Consider the following 21,134-nt stretch of genomic DNA (forward strand, 5'->3'; position numbering starts at 1 on the left):
TTTTTTATGCTTCCGCCAGCGGCGGCAAAATCAATTCATCGCTTTCATGCTGCTGGGTATAACACATCACCTCCAGCACGCGTAAACCTGCGCTGTGCACTGCGTCGGTTAACGCCTTCCCTTTCAGTAATCCACTGATAAGTTGAGCGCAAAACAGATCGCCAGTACCTTTAAGATCCGTTTTTACCCGAGAGTGGGAAATGACATTCACGCTATCGGCACTGACCACCACCACCTGCATATCCTGATTGTCTTCATTGCCGGAAGCGCTGGTAATAACCACCCATTTTAATGTCTCTGAAAGCAAACTTTTTGCTGCGGCAATGGCGCTGTCGAGATCGCGGCAGTTTTTACCGGTCAGGATTTCCAGCTCAAAGATATTTGGCGTAATCCCCTGCGCCAGTGGCAGTAAATATTGCCGATACGCATCGGGAAGGTCAGGTTTGACGTAAATACCACTATCAATATCGCCAATCACCGGATCGACCATAATCAGCAAGTCAGGATGCTCTTCGCGTAAGACTGTCAGCCATTCGGCAAGGATTCTAATTTGTGACGCTGTCCCCATATAGCCCGTAGTCACCGCACGTAACTTACGCAGCGCATCACGCTCTTTCAGTGCGCGCAAATAACCGCTAAACCACTCGTCCGGAATCGCACCACCGTAGAACGTGTCATAATGCGGCGTATTACTCAGCAACACGGTCGGTACGGCAAAGACATTCAGGCCGTTCTGTTTAATGGCAGGCACGGCAATGCTGTTGCCTACGCTGCCATACACCACCTGCGACTGCACGGCGACGATATCCGCCTGCAACGCCCTGCTCTTATCGTTAAACAACAACAAACTACTCATTTAATAATTTCTCCTTGCCGATGATCCCCATCGTACCCCAACCGAAACTTTACCTGATTCTGGCAGTCAAATCGGCTAATACAACACAAGGATAAGGCAATTCAGTGAAGAAAATCATTTGTCTGGTCATCACACTGCTGATGGCACTCCCCGCTTACGCGAAGTTAACTGCCCACGAAGAAGTCAGAATTAACGCCATGCTGGAGGGATTAGCGCAGCATAAGGATTTGATATTCATACGCAATGGCGATCAACATACTTGTGATGAAGCAGTTTCTCATCTGCGCTTGAAGCTGGGTAATACCCGTAACCGCATTGATACTGCCGAGCAATTCATTGATAAGGTTGCTTCGTCGTCATCCATTACCGGGAAGCCTTACATCGTGAAGATGCCCGGTAAGAGCGATGAAAATGCGCAACCTTTTTTACATGCGCTGATTGCGCAGACGGATAAAACAGTGCCTGAGGAAGGGAATTAATCCGCTTTGGCAAGGCATTTACAGGAGGTAACATGAAAAAATGCTTTATTTATAACGATGAAAAATCGAGTAAATTTTGGTGGATAGATTACGAAGGGGATAGTTTAGCTGTCAACTATGGCATTTGTCGGCAGCAACAACTGCCGACAAATCAGATTATTGACAAAGTGCACTTTGTTTAGCCGGATGCGGCGTAAACGCCTTATCCGGCCTACAAAATATTGCTAATGCAATATATTACAGGAACCTTGTAGGCCTGATAAACGTAGCGCATCAGGCTGTTTTGCGTTTGTCATCAGCCTCCAATGCTATTAATCCTTAAATCCCCGCCCCCTGGCTAAAGTGTTCTTCGCCAAACACCCCGGTGGAAAGGTAGCGATCGCCACGATCGCAGATGATCGCTACCACCACTGCGCCAGGGTTGGCTTTTGCCACGCGTATCGCACCGGCAACCGCGCCGCCGGAGCTGACGCCGCAGAAAATCCCTTCCCGCACCGCCAGTTCGCGCATGGTGTTTTCCGCGTCGCGCTGGTGAATATCCAGTACCTCATCCACCAGAGAAGCGTTAAAGATGCCCGGCAGATATTCCGCTGGCCAGCGGCGAATCCCCGGAATGCTGCTACCCTCTTCCGGCTGCAGGCCAACAATCGTTACCGGTTTGGATTGTTCGCGCATAAACCGTGACACGCCGGTGATGGTGCCAGTCGTCCCCATGCTGGAGACAAAATGCGTAATGCGACCGCCGGTTTGCTGCCAGATTTCCGGCCCGGTGGTGGTGTAATGCGCATAAGGATTATCGGGGTTATTGAACTGGTCGAGCAGCTTGCCTTCACCACGATTCGCCATCTCCAGCGCCAGATCGCGTGCGCCTTCCATGCCCTGCTCTTTAGTGACAAGAATCAGTTCCGCACCGTAGGCACGCATCGCCGCGCGACGTTCCTGGCTCATGTTGTCGGGCATCAGCAATTTCATGCGATAGCCTTTTAGCGCGGCGATCATTGCCAGCGCAATGCCTGTGTTACCACTGGTGGCTTCGATTAACACATCACCGGGTTTAATTTCCCCACGCTTTTCCGCCTCGACAATCATTGATAATGCCGCGCGGTCTTTCACCGAACCCGCAGGGTTATTCCCTTCCAGTTTTAACCACACTTCACTGCCGTTATCCGGCCCCATTCGCTGCAACTTCACCAGAGGCGTATTGCCAATTGTTTGTTCTAATGTACTCACGATCTCTGTCCATACGTGGTGTTGCCTGATGCGACGCTTGCGCGTCTTATCAGGCCTACAGGTTACAAACCTTGCCATTAAAAAGCCCGGATCGCGGGATGCGCCTCCGGGCGTTTAACATTTACTCAACCTATCAGGCGCTTTGTGCGAGAGCAAGCTCCTCATCGCGGGTTTCAATACGCTGATCGCCGTTATACAAGCGCGCATGTTGCAGGCCAACGAATAAACGCTCACCGCGTTGCGGGGCGTCATCGCCATGCATCACAACTGTCAGCGGTTCGTTGTACCACCCCAGCGGTTGTACGACTAATTGGGTGTAGTGTCCTTTCGGACTGGCTTCCAGTACCTGTACCGGCAGCGGCGAATCGAGGCTGGTGCGGCGACTGATATCCACTTCCCACGGACGCAGGAAGAGATCCACCGGCCCCTGATATGCAGGCGTATACCCCAGCGGCCAGCGATGCGCGCCAACGTGGAACTGCCCGCCGCGAATAATTCCCTGTAAGCGGTTCACTTCGCCCATAAATTCGAGCACAAAGCGGGTCGCCGGTTCACGCCAGACCTGATCCGGCGCATCCGCCTGTTCGATATTGCCCTGGCTCATCACGACCACACGATCGGCAACTTCAGTCGCCTCTTCCTGATCGTGAGTGACGAACACACTGGTAAATTTCAACTCTTCGTGAAGCTGACGCAGCCAGCGACGCAGTTCTTTACGCACCTGCGCATCCAGCGCGCCAAACGGTTCATCAAGCAACAGAATTTGCGGTTCCACGGCAAGCGCACGCGCCAGCGCCACACGCTGTTTCTGACCACCAGAAAGCTGCGCCGGATAACGATCTGCCAGATGAGCAAGCTGCACCATCTCCAGTAACTGGGTGACTTTCGCTTTGATCGCCGCCGCATTTGGGCGCTCTCGACGCGGCAGCACCGTCAGGCCAAAGGCGATGTTGTCGAACACCGTCATATGGCGGAACAGCGCGTAATGCTGGAACACAAATCCCACTTTACGATCGCGCGCGTGCAGGCGGCTGACGTCGGTGCCGTGGAAGCGAATATGCCCGCTGGTTTGATGCTCCAGCCCGGCGATAATCCTCAGCAGCGTGGTTTTCCCGGAGCCGGACGGCCCCAGTAACGCGACCATCTGACCAGAAGGAATATCCAGTGAGATATCGTTCAACACCTGGGTGCGACCAAATGACTTCTTAATCCTGGCAATCTCAATACTCATGATGTACCTCCTGCTGCGCGCGTTTTTCCTGATTCTCCAGACGCCACTGCAACATACTCTTTAAAAACAGGGTGATAATCGCCATCAGCGTCAACAGCGCGGCGGCGGTAAAGGAGCCGACGGTATTGTAGTCCTGCTCCAGCAATTCAATCTGTAATGGCAGCGACAGGGTTTCGCCGCGAATCGAGCCGGAAACCACCGATACCGCACCAAACTCGCCAATCGCGCGGGCGTTAGTCAGCACCACACCATACAGCAGCGCCCAGCGGATGTTCGGCAACGTAACGCGGCGAAACATCTGCCAGCCAGACGCGCCAAGCAAAATCGCCGCTTCGTCTTCCTGGCTGCCCTGACTTAACATCACCGGCACCAGTTCACGCACCACAAACGGACACGTCACGAAGATAGTCACCAGCACCATTCCCGGCCAGGAGAACATAATTTGCAGATTATGTTCGTCAAGCCAGCCGCCCAGCGGGCCGTTGGAGCCGTAGAACAGCAGATACACCAGACCGGCGACTACCGGCGACACCGCAAACGGAATATCCAGCAGCGTCAGCAGCAACTGACGCCCCGGAAAATCAAAACGCGTCACCAGCCAGGCCAACAGGATGCCGAACACCAGGTTCACCGGCACAGCAATCAGCGCAATCATCACCGTCAGCCAGATGGCGTGCAGCATGTCCGGGTCTGCCAGGTTCTGTAATACCGGCATGATCCCCTTGCTGAATGCCTGCACAAAGATGTAAATCATCGGCACCAGCAGGATGAACGCCGACACCAGCATCCCGGTGCCAATCAAAAACCATTTGCCCCAGTTAATCGGGCGCGCGTCATAACGCTTCAACTGTGTAACTTCCGCCATTAATGACCTACCACACGCCGACCGAAGCGACTTTGCAGAGTGTTAATAGAAAACAGCAGCAACAGCGATGCTGCGAGGATCACCGAAGCAATCGCGCTCGCCGCCGGGTAATCAAATTCCTGTAAGCGAACAAAAATCATCAGCGACGTTACTTCCGTCTTCCAGGCGATGTTCCCGGCGATAAATATCACCGCGCCAAACTCACCAAGACTACGGGTAAACGACAGCGCCACGCCCGCCACCAGCGCCGGAGAAAGCTCCGGCAGCACCACTTTGCGGAAACTCTGTAAACGTGTTGCGCCGAGCGTTTCTGCCGCTTCTTCGTATTCCGGCCCTAATTCTTCCAGTACCGGCTGCACGGTTCGCACCACAAACGGAATGCTGGTAAAGGCCATCGCCACCGCGATCCCCAGCCAGGTATAGGTCACTTTGATATCAAACTTCGCCAGCCATTCGCCGTAAAAACCGTTCACGGAAAAGAGCGACGCCAGGGTTAAACCCGCGACCGCTGTCGGTAGCGCGAAGGGTAAATCCATCAGCGCATCAAGCAGCGTGCGCCCCGGAAAGCGATAGCGGGTTAAGATCCACGCCATTAACAGACCGAAAACGCCGTTAAAAATCGATGCCACAAACGCTGACAGCAGCGTCACTTTGTAGGCCGCGACCACCTGCGGATTGGTGATCACCTCCCAGTACTGCGCCCAGCTCATCTCAGAAAGCTGCATCACCAGCGCGGAAAGCGGCAGTAACAATATCAGGCACACAAACAACAGACTGGTGCCAAGGCTTAAGGTAAAGCCCGGCAGCACGCGTCTTGAAGAAACTGCAAACATCAGTTACGCCCCGCAGCCAACAGCTTGTCTAACTCACCGCCGCTGGTAAAGTGGGTTTTCATCACTTCTGGCCAGGAGCCAAACTTATCTTCCACGCGGAACAGTTCGGTCTGCGGGAATTTATCTTTCAGCTTGTCCATGACTTCTGGGTTATTCACGCGGTAGTAATAGTCGGTGATGATGGTTTGCGCCTGCGGGCTGTAGAGCCAGTTCAGATAAGCTTTTGCGGCTTTTTCCGTACCGTTGGCCTGCACGTTTTTATCCACCCATGCCACCGGGAATTCCGCCAGAATATTGGTTTTCGGAATCACCACTTCAAAACCCTGCGCTTCATACTGTTTGCGGATGTTGTTCACTTCCGACTCAAAACTTATCAGCACGTCGCCCAGGCCACGCTCGGCAAAGGTTGTGGTCGCGCCACGACCGCCGGTATCGAACACTTCAACGTTTTTCAGGAACTGGGTCATAAACTGTTCGGTTTTGGCTTTATCGCTGCCGTCCGCTTTATCGGCTGCGCCCCAGGCTGCTAAGTAGGTATAACGCGCGTTACCGGAGGTTTTCGGATTCGGGAAAATCAGCTTCACGTCGGAACGCACCAGATCGTTCCAGTCGTGGATATTCTTCGGGTTGCCCTTACGCACCAGGAAACCCATCGTGGAGTAGAACGGCGAGCTGTTATTCGGCAGGCGCGACTGCCAGTCCGCCGGGATCAGTTTGCCTTTGTCGTGCAGGATCTGCACGTCGGTCACCTGGTTATAAGTTACAACATCGGCTTTTAAGCCCTGCAAAATCGCCAGCGCCTGTTTTGATGACCCGGCATGAGATTGTTTTATCGTCAGTTTGTCACCGCCGTTATCTTTTGCCCATTGTTGCTCAAACGGCGGATTCAGGGCGGCAAACAGCTCGCGGGAGACGTCATAAGAACTGTTCAGCAGTTCCGTTGCCTGCACGTGGCCAGCCAGCAGCAGAGAAGCGACCAGCGCGAGAGAGTTCTTTTTCAGTAAGTTAACGGCCATTGCGCACCCTTATATATTTAATGACTTTCTAATAGCCATCATATTTATAACGGGCGTGAAAGGAGTAACGGTTTTATATACCGTTTGGTGATTTGGAAGTTAAAAAGAGAATAAGGCGAAATCCTCCCCACTGATGCAGGGAGGAAACAGAGGTGAATCAGATGCCGACGCTGACCGTCTCTGGCAGTGTGCTGCCGCCATCGATCACATTCTGTGTACCCGTTAAATAGCTGGATTCATCCGACGCCAGAAAGGCTGCCAGCTCGCCTACTTCCAGCGGATCAGCGAGGCGACGCAGCGGAATTGCTTTCGCCATTTCAGTCAGTACTGATTCCGGATCTTGCGGATTCGACTGGCGAGCGATGTTTTCCGCCATTGGCGTGCGCACGTAACCAGGGCAGATTGCGTTAACGCGAATCCCCGACTGAGCATACTCCACTGCCAGCGATTTGGTCAGGCCAACAATCGCCGCTTTCGACAAGGCATACGCCGTTTCGCCCGGATCGGCCACCATATCGCCAGTAACCGAAGACATCATCACAATGCGACCATCTTTGCGGGCAATCATCTCCGGTAGGACTGCCTTCGTGACGTTCCACACGCCTTTGATATTGATATCAATATGGAAATCGCGATCGTCATCGCTCATTTCCAGAAAACTACCCAGACGGCAAACACCTGCGTTATTCACCAGAATATCAATGCGCCCTTCTTTTTCCTTCGCGCGCTTGATCGCTGCCGTAACCGACGCCGGGTCGCGTACATCGGCAATTACCGCCGTACAGCGATGACCGCGACCACACAGCTCGTCTGCCAGCTTTTCAATCTCAGGGGAGATATCCAGCAAGATTAGGTTTGCGCCATGACGCGCAAAGGTTCTGGCAATACCTTCGCCAATACCTTGCGATGCGCCCGTAATCAGTGCTGTCTTGCCCGTGAGTTTACCCATTTCAAGTTTCTCCTTTTGAATACAGAGCATTACACCCTATTGTCCCTACCATACCTGAATGACAGATCAATGCTGAGGAGTGGATCTAAATTCAGGGAAATCTTAAGTAAAATCACCCATAACCACAACTCAGCCATTGCGCGAATTCACTGCTGTACATAATCAGGCAGGGAGATATGATTCACGCCAGATGAAATTATTTGAAGACAAATATTTAAGGTGATTGCCTATGCAACTTGAAAAGATGATTACTGAAGGCTCCAACAATGCCTCTGCTGAAATTGACCGCGTATCGACGCTGGAAATGTGTCGGATCATTAACGAAGAAGATAAAACCGTACCGCTCGCCGTTGAGCGCGTACTACCGGATATCGCAGCGGCGATTGATGTTATCCACACCCAGGTGAGCGGCGGCGGTCGTCTGATTTATCTCGGCGCGGGAACTTCCGGTCGTCTGGGTATTCTCGATGCCAGCGAGTGCCCCCCCACTTACGGCGTGAAACCAGGTCTGGTCGTTGGTTTGATTGCTGGCGGCGAATATGCCATCCAGCACGCGGTGGAAGGCGCGGAAGACAGCCGGGAAGGCGGCATCAACGATCTGAAAAATATTACTTTAACGGCGCAGGATGTGGTGGTTGGTATTGCCGCCAGTGGACGCACGCCATATGTGATTGCCGGGTTGGAATACGCGCGCCAGTTGGGTTGCCGTACGGTCGGTATTTCCTGTAATCCGGGAAGCGCGGTTTCCACCACCGCAGAGTTTGCTATTACGCCAGTCGTCGGGGCTGAAGTGGTTACCGGTTCTTCGCGGATGAAAGCAGGTACGGCGCAGAAACTGGTGCTCAACATGCTCTCCACCGGGCTGATGATTAAGTCAGGCAAAGTGTTTGGCAACCTGATGGTCGATGTGGTCGCCACCAACGAAAAATTGCACGTGCGCCAGATCAATATCGTCAAAAACGCGACCGGATGTAGCGAGGAACAAGCGGAAGCGGCATTGATTGCCTGCGACCGTCACTGCAAAACGGCCATTGTGATGGTGCTGAAAAATCTCGATGCCGCAGAAGCGAAAAAACAACTGGATCAATACAATGGCTTTATTCGTCAGGTTTTAGACAGGGAATAACCCATGACAAATTTGAAGACATCTCCTGGCTGTTCATACACCTGAGCAGTGATCCGCTCAGTTGTGCCGTGCTGTTTACACCACGCTCTTTGGCTGCCATAACGTCAATCTGGACTAAGCAGTAGCTTAGAGACAAAACAGCCCGATGCGCTACGCTTATCGGGCCTACAGGTTGACTGCAATTTATTAAGTTTGAACGATCTTACACGCCGGATTAAGCATTTACGCCGCATCCGGCAAGACGCTACAAGTGCGTGAGTAAAACTTACAGCGCCATCAGTTTGTCCAGCGACGGTGCAAAGTAATAGCCGCCAGTGACTGGTTTGGTAAAACGTAACATTGCGTCACGTTTGCCATCGGTATCGCCAAACATACTCAGCAACTGCTGCTCAATGTTATGCAAACGTGCGCAGTAAGCGCAGAAGTACAGGCCATGCGTGCCGCTGGCGGTGCCATATGGCAGGCTCTGGCGAACAATCTTCAGGCCTTTGCCATCTTCTTTCAGATCAACACGGGTCAGGTGAGAAGTTTCCGGACGCTCATCGCCATCGATCTCTTCGTTGGCTTCTTTAGTACGGCCGATCATCATTTCCTGATCGTGAACGCTCATACGGTTGAGTTGCTTCAGGTTGTGTTCCCAGCGCTGCACAAACACATAGCTGCCGCCCGCATCCACACCGTCTTTGATGACCGCCACTTCGCGACGCGTCTCTTCACCCGCCGGATTTTCCGTGCCGTCAACAAAGCCGCTCAGGTCACGCTCTTCCACCCAACGGAAGCCGTGGATCTCTTCTTTTACCTCAATGCAGCCGCCAAAGGCTTCCATCGCCGCCTGGGCCACGGAGAAGTTTACGTCGTGACGCAGAGAAAGAATGTGGATTAACACATCGAACTGGGTCGTCGGCGCAAGACCTTTTCCGTAACCCGGAAAATCTTTTAGCTCTTCGGCTCCCACGCCGCCGCTCAGAGCACGCCAGGTGTTGTTGCCAAAGGCGACAACCGCGCCAAGATGCGCGTCCGGGTATTTTGCTTCAAAGGTTGCCAGTTTATCGGCAAAGTTTTTACTGGCCGCACGCAGGGCATCAACTTCCCCTTTTACGTTGGCTTCGATCCAAATCGCCGCGCGGCAATGTTCTGGCAAAATGCCACTCTGAACCTGAGACATTGTTCCTCCTGAAATAAGAATGCCACGCAATCCGTGGCATTGTTGAGCGCTATTTTACGTGTTTTTTGTGGCGACGGTTTGTTCAGACGCAAATTAACGCCGCCAGATGATTTTACTGACTTTCCAGTTTTTCAGGGTATCGTCAGAAGGCATTAACCCTTCAGGACCACTCCACTCACCGCTAAACTGGTAGCTAATATGTTGACTGCCTTCGGCTTTACATTCGACGGCACGATTATCATCACCGTCCGCTTTTTTGCAATTGCCAAATGCTTTGCTGTAAAGGTCACTAAACGGTGTACCGATTTTAACCCCCGTGTCAGCAGGAATATCGCTATCTGAGACATCAATGCGGCTGATTGTACCTTGATCACCGTTGATAACCATCGCCACGCTGTCGCCCTTCATCACTTCAAAAAAGCGCACCACATTACCGTTCGCGGTTTTCATTCCGCTGCGCAGCCGATAATCACCATCAAGCGCATCGGCAATGGCTTGTTCTTGTAGTGGCGTGGACGCCGTTAATTTGCCAACGCCTTGCTCGCTCACTTTAGTGGACGAACCAAACCAGTTCCACGGATTAGCGGCAGACCAGTTAACTGACGACATGGTGGAACAGCCGGTCAGCATCAACGGCATAGCGCATAACATTAAACGCAGCGATTTCATGTCACTTCCTTTGGTTATTCAATAACGTTGCTTGGAGTGCGAATTTGCAAAAAAGTGCCGTTATTCTTTTTCTTCCACAAAACAAGCGCGTAAACGTCGATTGGTCAACAGCCAGATTAACGCCACAATATCCGCGATAACCAGCGCCAGACCGATACCGCTGACGGATTCACCATTTAGCCACAGCCACGGTTGCCAACAAAGCAAAACGAGCTGCGCCAACAGCAACAGAAAATAGAGCACGTGCCAGATACGGGGAAACGTATCCCGCCGACCACTCAGTAAGAATGCCAGCACCGCCGGAATGCCCGGTATCAACCCCAGCCAGAAATTATCGTGATCGGGATAAAACAGATTCAGCAGCGCAGTGCCCTGCTCGCGCGACGCACCGGCAATGACAAACAGCACCCAGGTTCGCGCCTGAAGCAATAGCACAAACCAGAAGAGGAAGGGTAAACGCAGGCGTCCGTGCACATCATAATGGACAGGATGAAACTCAGTACTCTTCATCTTCAATCAAACGCTTACCCAGACTCAGCACATCGGCGTGTTCATATCCCAGGCGTTCGTACATTCCGAGTACCATATCGTTGTCTTCCGGTACATTGATCTGAATTTTCGGACAGCCGCGAGCAATAAGCTTTTTCTCCAGCCGATTAAGCAATGCATTGGCAATTCCACGCCCGCGAAACTCCGGATGCACGCCAAGATAATAAGCAGACCCGCGATGCCCGTCATAACCGCCCATCACCGTTCCCACTACTTCGCCGTTAACTTCCGCGACCAGGAACAAACTGACGTCATGGTTCATCTTGCGCTCGATGTCCATTTCCGGATCGTTCCACGGACGCAGCAAGTCGCAACGCTCCCAAAGGGTGATGACCTCTTCGAAATCTGCCTGGCGAAATACGCGTATCTCCATGGTATGAGTTACCTTTTTGGGGGTTAAAAGGGTGATTATGGCGTGAACGACCGAATTAGCCAATATCTGACGAAAATCGGTTGAAAAAGTGGCATAATGACGCGTTGTCATTTATTGAAATGAAAAGTAAAACAATTCTCACCAGCAAACCGTCGTAACGGATTACGCGATACGATATAACATCTGGAACTTTATTATTACAACTCAGGCCGTATGAGCACTTTTAAACCACTAAAAACACTCACTTCGCGCCGCCAGGTGCTGAAAGCCGGATTGGCTGCCCTGACGTTGTCAGGAATGTCGCAAGCCATCGCCAAAGAAGAGCCTTTAAAAACCAGTAACGGACACAGTAAGCCGAAAGCCAAAAAAGCCGGAGGCAAACGGGTAGTCGTTCTCGATCCAGGTCACGGCGGGATTGATACCGGTGCGATTGGTCGCAACGGATCAAAAGAAAAACACGTGGTGCTGGCAATCGCCAAAAATGTCCGTTCTATTTTGCGCAATCATGGCATTGATGCGCGTTTAACGCGTTCTGGCGATACGTTTATTCCACTGTACGATCGCGTTGAAATCGCCCATAAGCATGGCGCAGATCTGTTTATGTCAATTCACGCCGACGGCTTCACCAACCCGAAAGCCGCGGGGGCATCGGTCTTTGCCCTCTCCAACCGTGGCGCGAGTAGTGCGATGGCAAAATATTTGTCGGAACGCGAAAACCGCGCTGATGAAGTCGCCGGGAAAAAAGCGACTGACAGGGATCATCTATTGCAGCAAGTGCTGTTTGATCTGGTGCAAACAGATACCATTAAAAACAGCCTGACGCTTGGCTCGCATATTCTGAAGAAGATTAAACCAGTGCATAAGCTGCACAGCCGCAACACCGAACAAGCCGCGTTTGTGGTGTTGAAATCACCGTCGATTCCTTCGGTGCTGGTGGAAACCTCATTTATCACCAACCCGGAAGAAGAGCGACTGTTAGGCACGGCGGCGTTTCGTCAGAAAATCGCCTCTGCCATTGCCGAAGGCGTGATCAGTTATTTCCATTGGTTTGACAACCAGAAAGCACACTCGAAAAAACGGTAAGTTATGAAGCCCGACGCACACCAGGTTAAACAGTTCCTGCTCAACCTTCAGGATACAATTTGCCAGCAACTGAGCGCCGTAGATGGCACACAGTTTGCCGAAGATAGCTGGCAGCGCGAAGCTGGTGGCGGCGGGCGTAGCCGGGTGTTGCGTAATGGTGGTGTTTTCGAACAGGCGGGCGTCAACTTTTCTCACGTCCACGGCGACGCGATGCCCGCTTCTGCCACTGCTCATCGCCCGGAACTTGCCGGGCGCAGTTTCGAGGCGATGGGTGTATCGCTGGTAGTGCATCCGCATAATCCGTATGTTCCCACCAGCCACGCCAATGTGCGCTTTTTTATTGCCGAAAAACCGGGTGTCGATCCCGTCTGGTGGTTTGGCGGTGGTTTTGACTTAACCCCTTTCTATGGCTTTGAAGAAGACGCCATTCACTGGCACCGCACCGCCCGCGACCTGTGCCTGCCATTTGGCGAAGATGTTTATCCACGCTACAAAAAGTGGTGCGACGAATACTTCTACCTTAAACATCGCAATGAACAGCGCGGCATTGGCGGGCTGTTCTTTGATGACCTGAACACGCCAGACTTCGACCACTGCTTCGCCTTTATGCAGGCGGTAGGCAAAGGTTACGCCGACGCATACTTGCCGATTGTTGAGCGACGTAAAGCAATGACATATGGCGAGCGCGAGCGCAATTTCCAGCTCTACCGTCGCGGTCGTTATGTCGAATTCAACCTGGTCTGGGATCGCGGTACGCTGTTTGGCTTACAAACCGGCGGGCGCACCGAATCAATCCTGATGTCAATGCCGCCACTGGTACGCTGGGAGTACGATTATCAACCGGAAGAAGGCAGCCCGGAAGCGGCGTTGAGTAAATTTATTCAGGTCAGGGATTGGGTGTAATTTCATCACCCTAACTCCTGCATCCGCTGATGCAGCGTCAGTGATGGCTTCTCGGCAAACAGTTGCTGATAATCCGTCGCAAATTGCCCAAGATGCCAGAATCCCCACTGCATGGCGGCGTCTTTTACCGTCAGACTTTGCGACCACGGGCTTATCAGCTCGCGGCGCACGGCGTTCAGGCGAATGCGTTTCAGCCACGCGTTCGGGCCAATGCCCAAAATAGCGTGAAATGCGTTTTGTAAGGTGCGGCGACTGACGTGCAGTTGATTGCACAAGTCCAGCACCGTTACCGGTTCGAACATATTCTCCAGCACATATTCGCGGGCGCGGGAAAGCAATCGTCGATAGCCCTGATGGCTGATGCTTTCCGCCGTTACCATTGGCTGCGCTTCTTCCAGCATCACTCCCATCGCCAACAACAAGTTATCGCCAAGCACTTTACGCACAGCGGATTGATGTAAGTTCTCCGGATTCTCGCAAAACGTCGCCAACGCCTGTTGAACAAAGCCCCACAGTGCGGCTTTATGCTGCTCCTTCACTTCCAGCGCCGACTGATTACGCAACATATGCAGCACCCTTTCCGGGTTATGCAGAAAGTTTGCGTGACGGGAAATGACATCTTCCGAGATCACCACGCCAAGAATGGTGTAATCGTCCGGCGTACTTAATTCAAACTCAGTGCCGCCAGGCCGCGTGGCTATTTCTGCGCTTCCCAGACATTGCGAACCGATAAATCCCTGTTCACCGCGCGTCGCCGGAATACCAAACCAGAATGAGTTCGGCCAGACCAGACACGACTGGCGCAGCGCCAGACCGGTGTATTCACGGAAAACCTGAATATCATCAAGCAGGATTTCCGTAAATTCACCATGAAACTTTCCCGGATGCAGTTGATCATAAATCTGCTGCCAGGCGGTAATTGTCAAAGCATGTTCATAGACATCTGTTGTCTGTTGTTGATGAACATTATCCACTTCAACCTTCGGCGTGAGCCTCAGATTTTCGGGTAAGGGTTCATGATAAAGATGGTGCAAGTTGGCTGTACGGGTCTTTTTCATGATGTTAATGCCGGGTGTTATATGACACCCGGCACCTCCGACAGGTTAATGGGGCTTGAGACGATAACGACTACTGCGTTTACGCAACGTCCCGGCAGAAAAGAGCTGTTCGAGCGCATTTCTGGCTTTTTCCAGCGGCCAGCCAAAGTGGGCGGCAACTTCTCCGACCGTCATTCCCTGACGTACTGATGTTAACAACGCCAACAACTCGTCGGCAGATTCCGTGACGATCGCTGGCGCGCCAGGTTGCTTTAGCTGTCGGTTAAAGCCAGCAACCAGCCACTGGGTGTCATCATCAGGTCGACCAATTTCCTTGCGGCTGATAACTCGCCCGGTACGCATTGCGGCGGCATAACCGGCATCCAGCGCCGCACGACACGCCGCCAGATCGCCTTCCACCACCAGCGTTAAGCGACCGGGGTCAAGCACTTCATGACTGAGCAGACGCACGTTTGCCGCTTTCAGCATGGCATCTGCCGCATCGATTGCGGCGACCATGCCGTCAACTTCCAACAAACCCAGTGCATTGTTCATCGGCAACCTCCGTTACGCACGTTGGATTGGATTACGCGCGATTTCCAGCACTGCATCAGTAAAGGCGTTACAGGCCGCTTTACACGCTGCCTGGCTACCGGTCAAAAATGCCGCTGAATAGTTGGTTTCTGACGGTGGCGGAACATAAGTCACCAGTTGCACATCAGCAGATTTCAACGCAGCATCAATGCCGTAGGTCGCTTCCAGCGGCGGTGCCACCAGATACGCCATCGGATCACCGAGCGTAATGCCCGCAGTGGAAGAGAGATAAGAACCGGTACGCGAAACCACATGAGCGAGGAATGCCGTATCTTGCTTATCGTTCGCCCACTGGAACGCCGCGCCGTTTTCAATATGCGCGACCATCGCATCCAGACCGGCACGCACTTCCGCCGGGTTTGGCCCGCCGAGCATAATCAATACTTCACCGGCAGTCGGTGACGGGCCGTGCGCCGCGCCGGCATACAGCGAGCGACCATACACCACTTCAACCATCGCCTGTTTTGTCGCTTCATCAGCCGCAATGTAGGTGACATCATCAGAATCGGCGGAAATCAGCCCGAGGCTACGAATATGCGGCGGCAATTTCAGTTCACGCGCAAAATCAGCGTTAACGGAGGCAATCACCCGCATGGCAGTGACCGACGGTCGAATCAAATCTAAAGCTGGCATGATGCCTCCTTATCGGGTCATGTTGATGCCGGATGCTTTCTGCTCCAGCATACGTTTCGCCAAATCCACAATGACGGCTGCGGCTTCAACCGGCGGCGTGCCACCCTGGTGAATGTTAGAGATACAGGTGCGATCGGCCTCCACGGTAGTTGCCATACGCGGTGAGTAAACGGCGTAGCAGGAGAGGCTCTCTGACTGCCCTAACCCCGGACGTTCGCCCACCAGCAGGATCACCACTTTCGCGCCAAGAAGCTCGCCAATCTGGTCTTCAATTTTCACGCGACCATAACGCACAAAAAACGGCGTGCCGACTTTCAGCCCCGCATGTTGCAAGCCCGCCATCAGCGGCGGCAGAATTTCTTCGTAGTTCACAGTGATGGCATCCGTAGACAGACCATCGGAGACAACGACCTGCACGTCAGGATTGGCGACACATTGCGCTTTCAAAGCCTCGACGGCTTCCGCACACAGACGACGTCCCAGATCCGGGCGCGTCAGATAAAGGTTTTTGTCGCTAATTTCAGAACGTACTTCCAGCAGCCCCTGCGCTTTCACCCACTCTTCCGGCACCTCTTTCAGCACCGTATCTTTAGAGCGCGAGTGGTCGGCCAGGAAACGCAACAGCGCCTGGGTACGCGGACGCGGACCGGCACGACCGGTACAGACGCGGGCCACGGTGCTGCGGCGCAGTTCGGTTAATACGTCTGCGCGATGCGGATTTTCAACGCCAATCCACGCCTTCGCTTCAGCAGAACCTAAATCCAGCGCGCAGCTTTCCGAGGTCACCGGTGTTGCACAGGTTGTGGTGGCGCATTTTGCTTCTGACGGTGCGGCGGCCGCTTGTCCCATTGACGCCATCACGCTGCGTACAATTTCTTCAATCTGTTTTTGATCCATGATGTGTTATCTCCGCGTCATCAGAAGAACAGTGACGGATCGCCCGCCCGTTTGGTCAGGCGACCGTTTGCCATAATGCCCATGCTTTCCAGCCAGCGTTCAAACTCCGGTGACGGACGCAGATTCAGTAACTGACGCACAGTAGCGGTGTCATGGAACGCCGTGGTCTGGTAGTTGAGCATGATGTCGTCACCCAGCGGCATCCCCATGATGTAGTTGCAGCCTGCGGTAGCGAGCAGGATCATCAGGTTTTCGTTGAGGTTCTGGTCAGCGTCAGCGTGGTTGGTGTAGCAGCAGTCACAGCCCATAGAAATGCCGCTCAGCTTGCCCATAAAGTGATCTTCTAAGCCCGCACGGATAATCTGCCGGTCGTTGTAGAGATACTCCGGCCCAATAAAACCGACCACGGTGTTGACGATAAACGGATCGTAATGACGCGCCAGCCCGTAGTTACGCGCTTCCATCGTCACCTGATCTGCACCGAAGTTGGCACCAGCGGAGAGTGCAGAACCTTGTCCGGTTTCGAAGTAGAGGCAGTTTTCCCCGGCAATACGGTTGAACTCTGCGCCCACTGCGCGGGCTTCGTCCAGCATTGCCAGTTCCACGCCGAACTCTTTCAGCCCTTTCTCGCTGCCACAAATACTCTGGAAAATCAGCCCGCCCGGTGCGCCGCGACGAATCGCTTCAATCTGGGTGGTGACGTGCGCCAGCACGCAGCCCTGAGTCGGAATGTTGAATTTGTCGATCACCCCGTAGATGGTGTCCAGCACGCGGCTTAAGTTTTCCACATCGTCCGTCACCGGGTTGACGCCGATCACCGCATCGCCTACCCCGAAGGAAAGCCCTTCATAGATTTGCGCGGCGATACTTTGTACGTCATCACGGGTATCGTTTGGCTGCAAACGGGCGCTGAAAGTGCCTGGAATACCGATGGTGGTATTGGCCTTTTTGATAATCGGCATTTTCTTTGCGCCGTAGATCAGATCCGCGTTAGAGCAAATCTTCGCCACTGCCGCGACCACTTCCGAGGTCAGCCCTTTACGGGTAAAGGCAATATCATCAACGCTGGTTTCGTCGCTCAGGACGTACTCACGCAGCTCGCTGATGCTCCAGTTTTTAATCTGGTTGTAGGCCGTTTCGTTAACGTCATCCTGAATCAGCCGCGTCACGCAGTCTTCTTCATAGGCAATCACCGGGTTATTGCGGATATCCGCCACGGTCATTTCCGACAACACCTGCTTTGCCGCTACCCGCTCCTGCGAGCTTGTTGCCGCAACCCCCGCCAGCACATCCCCCGAACGCAGTTCGTTGGCCTTCGCCAGCACCTCTTTTACATCCTTGAATTGATAAACATTGCCAAACAATGTGGTCTTTAGTTTCATAAGTCGTTCCCTCAGGAAGGAAATGCGAGTGATTTCACCGTCACCGGCACAACCGATCCGCCAAAAAGAGGCGTACCAATGTCGATATAGTCCCCCGCGCGAACAATCACTTCGTCAATGACTGCCAACGGGAGTTGTTGTAGCTGTGGGCGCAACAACATGCCCAGAGCTTTACCAAAGTCCTGCCCGGCCACCACCAGCAGGGGATGCGGATTCGGAAAACGCGCGACGAAATCGACCAGCGCGTTGATGACCGTCAGTACCGCGGCGTAACGCACGGGAAGCCCGGCGGGAAGCGCCAGCACGTACGCGTCAGAGTTGGGATCAAGATCGAGCTGAATCAGCGCCTGTTGCCAGCCATTCACCAGATCCGTTTCATCAATCGGGATCGCCACCGGCAAATTGCGCAGCGGCAGTTGCACGCCCTCCAGCCAGATAGTGCTGCCAGAGAGCGAAAGGGTATGCGCACCCGCGCCAATCACCGTGGCGCGCACGGTTTGCGCCGGAAACTGCACGCGCATCTCACGCAGGCGCGGATGGTCATGCAGCGCTGTTGCCAGCAGCGGCCCAATATCGGCAAAACAGAACGGGTCAGCGGGCTGATGGCGATAACATTCGCCCACGCCGCCAGAAAGAGTAATGATTTCGGGCGTAACGCCTGCGGGCAGCAAACCGGTTTGCATCAATGCCTGCGCGAGCGGCGAGAGCGTTCCTTCAATCACTTCGACAATCAGTTCCGCCATCCGCCGGGTAACCTGCACCAACTGCGCACCGGTCAGTAAACGGGCGTCAGTGCCTGTGCCGAAGCACTCATCCACAATCATCTGCCCCGGTTTATGAGCGTAAATCACGCGCCCCTGGCAGTCGGTTTCCAGCAGCCGACCGCCGACGTTGAGGCAGGCAGTCCCGCTGATTTTTCCGGCATCGAACAGGGCGTAGTTCGCCGTGCCGCCACCGATATCGATATTCAGCACCCGACATAACCGTTGTTCAGAGAGTGTTTGCGCTCCGGCACCGTGCCCGGCAATCACCGATTCGAGATGCGGTCCGGCACTGGCGACGACAAAATCGCCCAGCGATTGAGAGAGCGTCATCACCGCCGGACGGGCATTGCGGGTTTTCGCGCTTTCGCCGGTGATAATAATGGCACCGGAATCGACGCTCTCCGGTGCAATGCCCGCAGCCTGATATTGCTCAAGGATTAAAGTTTTCAGTTCCGCTTCTTTTAATCCGCCCTGTTTGTCGACAGGGGTAAAGAACACCGGGCTTTGCCAGCTAATTTCGCGTTTGATGAATTCGTAACGCGGCACCTGCGACACTGCCGCACGGTTAACCAGTTCCAGGTGGGAGAAGATCACCTGGGTGGTGGTGGTGCCGATATCGATACCGACGCTCAGTAGCTGGCGAGTGTTCACGATTGCGCCTCCGCTTCGGTTTTAGCCGTGGTCGCATCTTCTTTTGGCACCAGCATCATCGCCACGCCAATCGCCGTAACACCGCCGATCAGCTTGCCGACAATCATCGGGAAGATCATGGCGTTCATGTTGGCAGCGGCGAAACCTAAGTGGTCGCCCAGGGCAAAGGCAGCGGAAACGGCGAAGGCACAGTTGATCACTTTGCCGCGGGTATCCATCTGCTTCATCATGCCGAACATCGGGATATTGTTGGCAAGCGTCGCCACCATACCCGCCGCCGCAATATTGTTCATATTCAGCAACTTACCGACACTCATCAGCGGTTTTTCAAACCAGCGGGTCAGCAGCAGCACCATCGGGTACGCCCCCAACAGAACGCAGGAAATCGATCCGATCACTTCAATGGCGCGCATCACTTCGCCGGGTTTGTCGCCAGGAGACATAAAGATGGGATCAAGACCGGGGATCAGTTCCCAGCCAAGCAGGAATTTCACCACCGCAGCGGCAAGACCGATGGTGATTAATGCCACGAGAAATTTGGCGAAGATCTGGAAACCGTTGATCATTTTTTCCGGGATGAATTTCAGCCCCAGCGCCACCAGAATCGCGACAATGATCACTGGGATCATATTCATCAGGATCAGCGCGAAGGTAAATTCCACTGGCTGGCCGTTGATCTGCACACCGGAATACATCGCCACCAGACCACCGGCGATACAACCAATCGGAATGGTCACAATACCGGCCAGCACGCCGAGTGCGAGATAACGGCGGTCAGACGGTTCGATGATGCCAAGCGCCACCGGAATGGAAAACACAATCGTTGGCCCCATCATCGACCCGAGAATTAACCCAGAGTATAGCCACGCTGCCACATCGCCGCCCGCCAGTTCTTTGGCGAGGAAGAAGCCGCCCATATCGCACGCCAGCAGTGTTCCGGCGAACATTGACGGGTTTGCGCCGAGCATTTCGTAAACCGGGATGATTACCGGCCCAAGTACGTGTGCCAGTACAGGCGCAAGCGCGGTCATACCGACCATCGCCAGACCCAGAGCGCCCATTGCCATAAAGCCTTCTTCAAACTGGCCGCCCGATCCCTCAATGCTTTTACCGAATTTACCGAGGAAACGCGCTGAACCGCCGAACTGCGACAGAACCCTGTCTACGGCAGCTATCAGCATAAAGAACATCATGATGTACATGATGATTTCATTAATTCCCATCGCCTTTACTCCCTGTTAGTTATTATTTATTGGCGGATGCGGCGTAAACGCCTTATCCGCCCTACATGTGCAATCCTGTAGGCCGGATAAGACGCGACAAGCGTCGCATCCGGCACTTGTACCACGCCACTGGCGGATGCGGCGTGAACGCCTTATCCGCCCTGCATGTGCAATCCTGTAGGCCGGATAAGATGCGACAAGCGTCGCATCCGGCACTTGTACCGCGCCACTGGCGGATGCGGCGTGAACGCCTTATCCGCCCTGCATGTGCAATCCTGTAGGCCGGATAAGATGCGACAAGCGTCGCATCCGGCACTTGTACCGCGCCACTGGCGGATGCGGCGTGAACGCCTTATCCGCCCTGCATGTGCAATCCTGTAGGCCGGATAAGACGCGACAAGCGTCGCATCCGGCACTTGTACCACGCCACTGGCGGATGCGGCGTGAACGCCTTATCCACCCTGCATGTGTAATCCTGTAGGCCGGATAAGACGCGACAAGCGTCGCATCCGGCATCTGCACCGCGCCACTGGCGGATGCGGCGTGAACGCCTTATCCACCCTGCATGTGTAATCCTGTAGGCCGGATAAGACGCGACAAGCGTCGCATCCGGCACTTGTACCACG

At 53.8% G+C, this 21,134-nt stretch carries 22 protein-coding genes and 1 pseudogene; 5 read left to right on the forward strand and 18 right to left on the reverse strand.

Going from position 1 to position 21,134, the window contains the following annotated elements; translation table 11 throughout:
- Window positions 1-4: 4 nt before the first annotated feature.
- On the reverse strand, window positions 5-856 hold the full coding sequence (gene pdxK, locus C0K55_RS01690; RefSeq protein WP_000096626.1) for a pyridoxine/pyridoxal/pyridoxamine kinase: 852 nt from the start codon (window positions 854-856) through the stop codon (window positions 5-7).
- A gap of 104 nt (window positions 857-960) precedes the next feature.
- Here pdxK and C0K55_RS01695 point away from each other — a divergent pair, with 104 nt between their 5' ends.
- Window positions 961-1,335, forward strand: a complete 375-nt coding sequence (locus tag C0K55_RS01695; RefSeq protein WP_000719937.1) for a YfeK family protein — start codon at window positions 961-963, stop codon at window positions 1,333-1,335.
- Window positions 1,336-1,367: 32 nt separating this feature from the next.
- A pseudogene (locus C0K55_RS01700) lies at window positions 1,368-1,457 on the forward strand (WGR domain-containing protein); the annotation flags it as partial.
- 196 nt (window positions 1,458-1,653) lie between these two features.
- Here the strand turns inward: C0K55_RS01700 and cysM are convergent.
- The 6 genes from cysM to ucpA all read right to left on the reverse strand — a co-directional run bounded on the left by cysM (window position 1,654) and on the right by ucpA (window position 7,459).
- Complete coding sequence (cysM, locus tag C0K55_RS01705; RefSeq protein ID WP_001516829.1) at window positions 1,654-2,565, reverse strand: cysteine synthase B; 912 nt, start codon at window positions 2,563-2,565, stop codon at window positions 1,654-1,656.
- 133 nt (window positions 2,566-2,698) lie between these two features.
- Window positions 2,699-3,796: a sulfate/thiosulfate ABC transporter ATP-binding protein CysA gene (cysA, locus tag C0K55_RS01710; protein WP_000021087.1), complete on the reverse strand. Its 1,098-nt coding sequence runs from the start codon at window positions 3,794-3,796 to the stop codon at window positions 2,699-2,701.
- Window positions 3,786-4,661: a sulfate/thiosulfate ABC transporter permease CysW gene (gene cysW / locus C0K55_RS01715; RefSeq protein WP_016262233.1), complete on the reverse strand. Its 876-nt coding sequence runs from the start codon at window positions 4,659-4,661 to the stop codon at window positions 3,786-3,788. The genes cysA and cysW overlap by 11 nt, the downstream gene beginning before the upstream one ends.
- Window positions 4,661-5,494: a sulfate/thiosulfate ABC transporter permease CysT gene (gene cysT / locus C0K55_RS01720; protein ID WP_000458417.1), complete on the reverse strand. Its 834-nt coding sequence runs from the start codon at window positions 5,492-5,494 to the stop codon at window positions 4,661-4,663. Before cysT ends, cysW begins: the two co-directional genes overlap by 1 nt.
- Window positions 5,494-6,510 carry a thiosulfate/sulfate ABC transporter substrate-binding protein CysP gene (gene cysP / locus C0K55_RS01725; RefSeq protein WP_105266013.1) on the reverse strand — a complete coding sequence of 339 codons (1,017 nt, stop codon included), beginning with the start codon at window positions 6,508-6,510 and terminating at the stop codon, window positions 5,494-5,496. The genes cysT and cysP overlap by 1 nt, the downstream gene beginning before the upstream one ends.
- Before the next feature lie 157 nt (window positions 6,511-6,667).
- Complete coding sequence (gene ucpA / locus C0K55_RS01730) at window positions 6,668-7,459, reverse strand: SDR family oxidoreductase UcpA (RefSeq protein ID WP_000517453.1); 792 nt, start codon at window positions 7,457-7,459, stop codon at window positions 6,668-6,670.
- Between the two features lie 229 nt (window positions 7,460-7,688).
- Here ucpA and murQ point away from each other — a divergent pair, with 229 nt between their 5' ends.
- Window positions 7,689-8,585 (forward strand): N-acetylmuramic acid 6-phosphate etherase, encoded by an 897-nt coding sequence (gene murQ / locus C0K55_RS01735; RefSeq protein WP_001175637.1) that lies wholly within the window; start codon window positions 7,689-7,691, stop codon window positions 8,583-8,585.
- A 265-nt stretch (window positions 8,586-8,850) separates the two neighbouring features.
- On the opposite strand, the gene yfeX is transcribed toward murQ, so the two are convergent.
- The 4 genes from yfeX to C0K55_RS01755 form a co-directional block, all read right to left on the reverse strand.
- The gene (gene yfeX, locus C0K55_RS01740; protein ID WP_000084587.1) at window positions 8,851-9,750 is read right to left on the reverse strand and encodes a porphyrinogen peroxidase; all 900 of its coding nucleotides are present in this window, start codon (window positions 9,748-9,750) and stop codon (window positions 8,851-8,853) included.
- A gap of 93 nt (window positions 9,751-9,843) precedes the next feature.
- Window positions 9,844-10,419: an RpoE-regulated lipoprotein gene (locus tag C0K55_RS01745; protein ID WP_000838961.1), complete on the reverse strand. Its 576-nt coding sequence runs from the start codon at window positions 10,417-10,419 to the stop codon at window positions 9,844-9,846.
- A gap of 60 nt (window positions 10,420-10,479) precedes the next feature.
- The gene (locus tag C0K55_RS01750; protein WP_010379003.1) at window positions 10,480-10,929 is read right to left on the reverse strand and encodes a DUF2919 domain-containing protein; all 450 of its coding nucleotides are present in this window, start codon (window positions 10,927-10,929) and stop codon (window positions 10,480-10,482) included.
- A complete protein-coding gene (locus C0K55_RS01755; protein WP_000405994.1) occupies window positions 10,916-11,341 on the reverse strand; it encodes a GNAT family acetyltransferase in 426 nt (141 codons plus the stop codon). Before C0K55_RS01755 ends, C0K55_RS01750 begins: the two co-directional genes overlap by 14 nt.
- Before the next feature lie 213 nt (window positions 11,342-11,554).
- Here C0K55_RS01755 and amiA point away from each other — a divergent pair, with 213 nt between their 5' ends.
- Window positions 11,555-12,424, forward strand: a complete 870-nt coding sequence (gene amiA, locus C0K55_RS01760) for an N-acetylmuramoyl-L-alanine amidase AmiA (RefSeq protein ID WP_000102900.1) — start codon at window positions 11,555-11,557, stop codon at window positions 12,422-12,424.
- Window positions 12,425-12,427: 3 nt separating this feature from the next.
- Entirely contained in the window at window positions 12,428-13,327 is a 900-nt protein-coding gene (hemF, locus tag C0K55_RS01765; protein WP_105266012.1) for an oxygen-dependent coproporphyrinogen oxidase, read from the forward strand.
- Between the two features lie 5 nt (window positions 13,328-13,332).
- Here the strand turns inward: hemF and eutR are convergent, their stop codons facing one another.
- From eutR to eutH, 7 genes are read right to left on the reverse strand one after another with little or no spacing between them, the layout of a single operon-like run.
- Complete coding sequence (gene eutR / locus C0K55_RS01770) at window positions 13,333-14,385, reverse strand: HTH-type transcriptional regulator EutR (protein ID WP_105266011.1); 1,053 nt, start codon at window positions 14,383-14,385, stop codon at window positions 13,333-13,335.
- A gap of 45 nt (window positions 14,386-14,430) precedes the next feature.
- The gene (gene eutK, locus C0K55_RS01775; RefSeq protein ID WP_001516840.1) at window positions 14,431-14,919 is read right to left on the reverse strand and encodes an ethanolamine utilization microcompartment protein EutK; all 489 of its coding nucleotides are present in this window, start codon (window positions 14,917-14,919) and stop codon (window positions 14,431-14,433) included.
- 12 nt (window positions 14,920-14,931) lie between these two features.
- The gene (gene eutL, locus C0K55_RS01780; protein ID WP_001111029.1) at window positions 14,932-15,591 is read right to left on the reverse strand and encodes an ethanolamine utilization microcompartment protein EutL; all 660 of its coding nucleotides are present in this window, start codon (window positions 15,589-15,591) and stop codon (window positions 14,932-14,934) included.
- Window positions 15,592-15,600: 9 nt separating this feature from the next.
- Window positions 15,601-16,488 carry an ethanolamine ammonia-lyase subunit beta gene (gene eutC / locus C0K55_RS01785; RefSeq protein ID WP_105266010.1) on the reverse strand — a complete coding sequence of 296 codons (888 nt, stop codon included), beginning with the start codon at window positions 16,486-16,488 and terminating at the stop codon, window positions 15,601-15,603.
- A 20-nt stretch (window positions 16,489-16,508) separates the two neighbouring features.
- Window positions 16,509-17,870 (reverse strand): ethanolamine ammonia-lyase subunit alpha, encoded by a 1,362-nt coding sequence (eutB, locus tag C0K55_RS01790; RefSeq protein ID WP_001516843.1) that lies wholly within the window; start codon window positions 17,868-17,870, stop codon window positions 16,509-16,511.
- A gap of 11 nt (window positions 17,871-17,881) precedes the next feature.
- Entirely contained in the window at window positions 17,882-19,285 is a 1,404-nt protein-coding gene (gene eutA / locus C0K55_RS01795; RefSeq protein WP_001097493.1) for an ethanolamine ammonia-lyase reactivating factor EutA, read from the reverse strand.
- Window positions 19,282-20,508 carry an ethanolamine utilization protein EutH gene (gene eutH, locus C0K55_RS01800; RefSeq protein ID WP_000512411.1) on the reverse strand — a complete coding sequence of 409 codons (1,227 nt, stop codon included), beginning with the start codon at window positions 20,506-20,508 and terminating at the stop codon, window positions 19,282-19,284. The genes eutA and eutH overlap by 4 nt, the downstream gene beginning before the upstream one ends.
- Window positions 20,509-21,134: the final 626 nt, after the last annotated feature.

This window comes from Escherichia sp. MOD1-EC6098 (assembly GCF_002965865.1).
Classification (GTDB): domain Bacteria; phylum Pseudomonadota; class Gammaproteobacteria; order Enterobacterales; family Enterobacteriaceae; genus Escherichia; species Escherichia marmotae.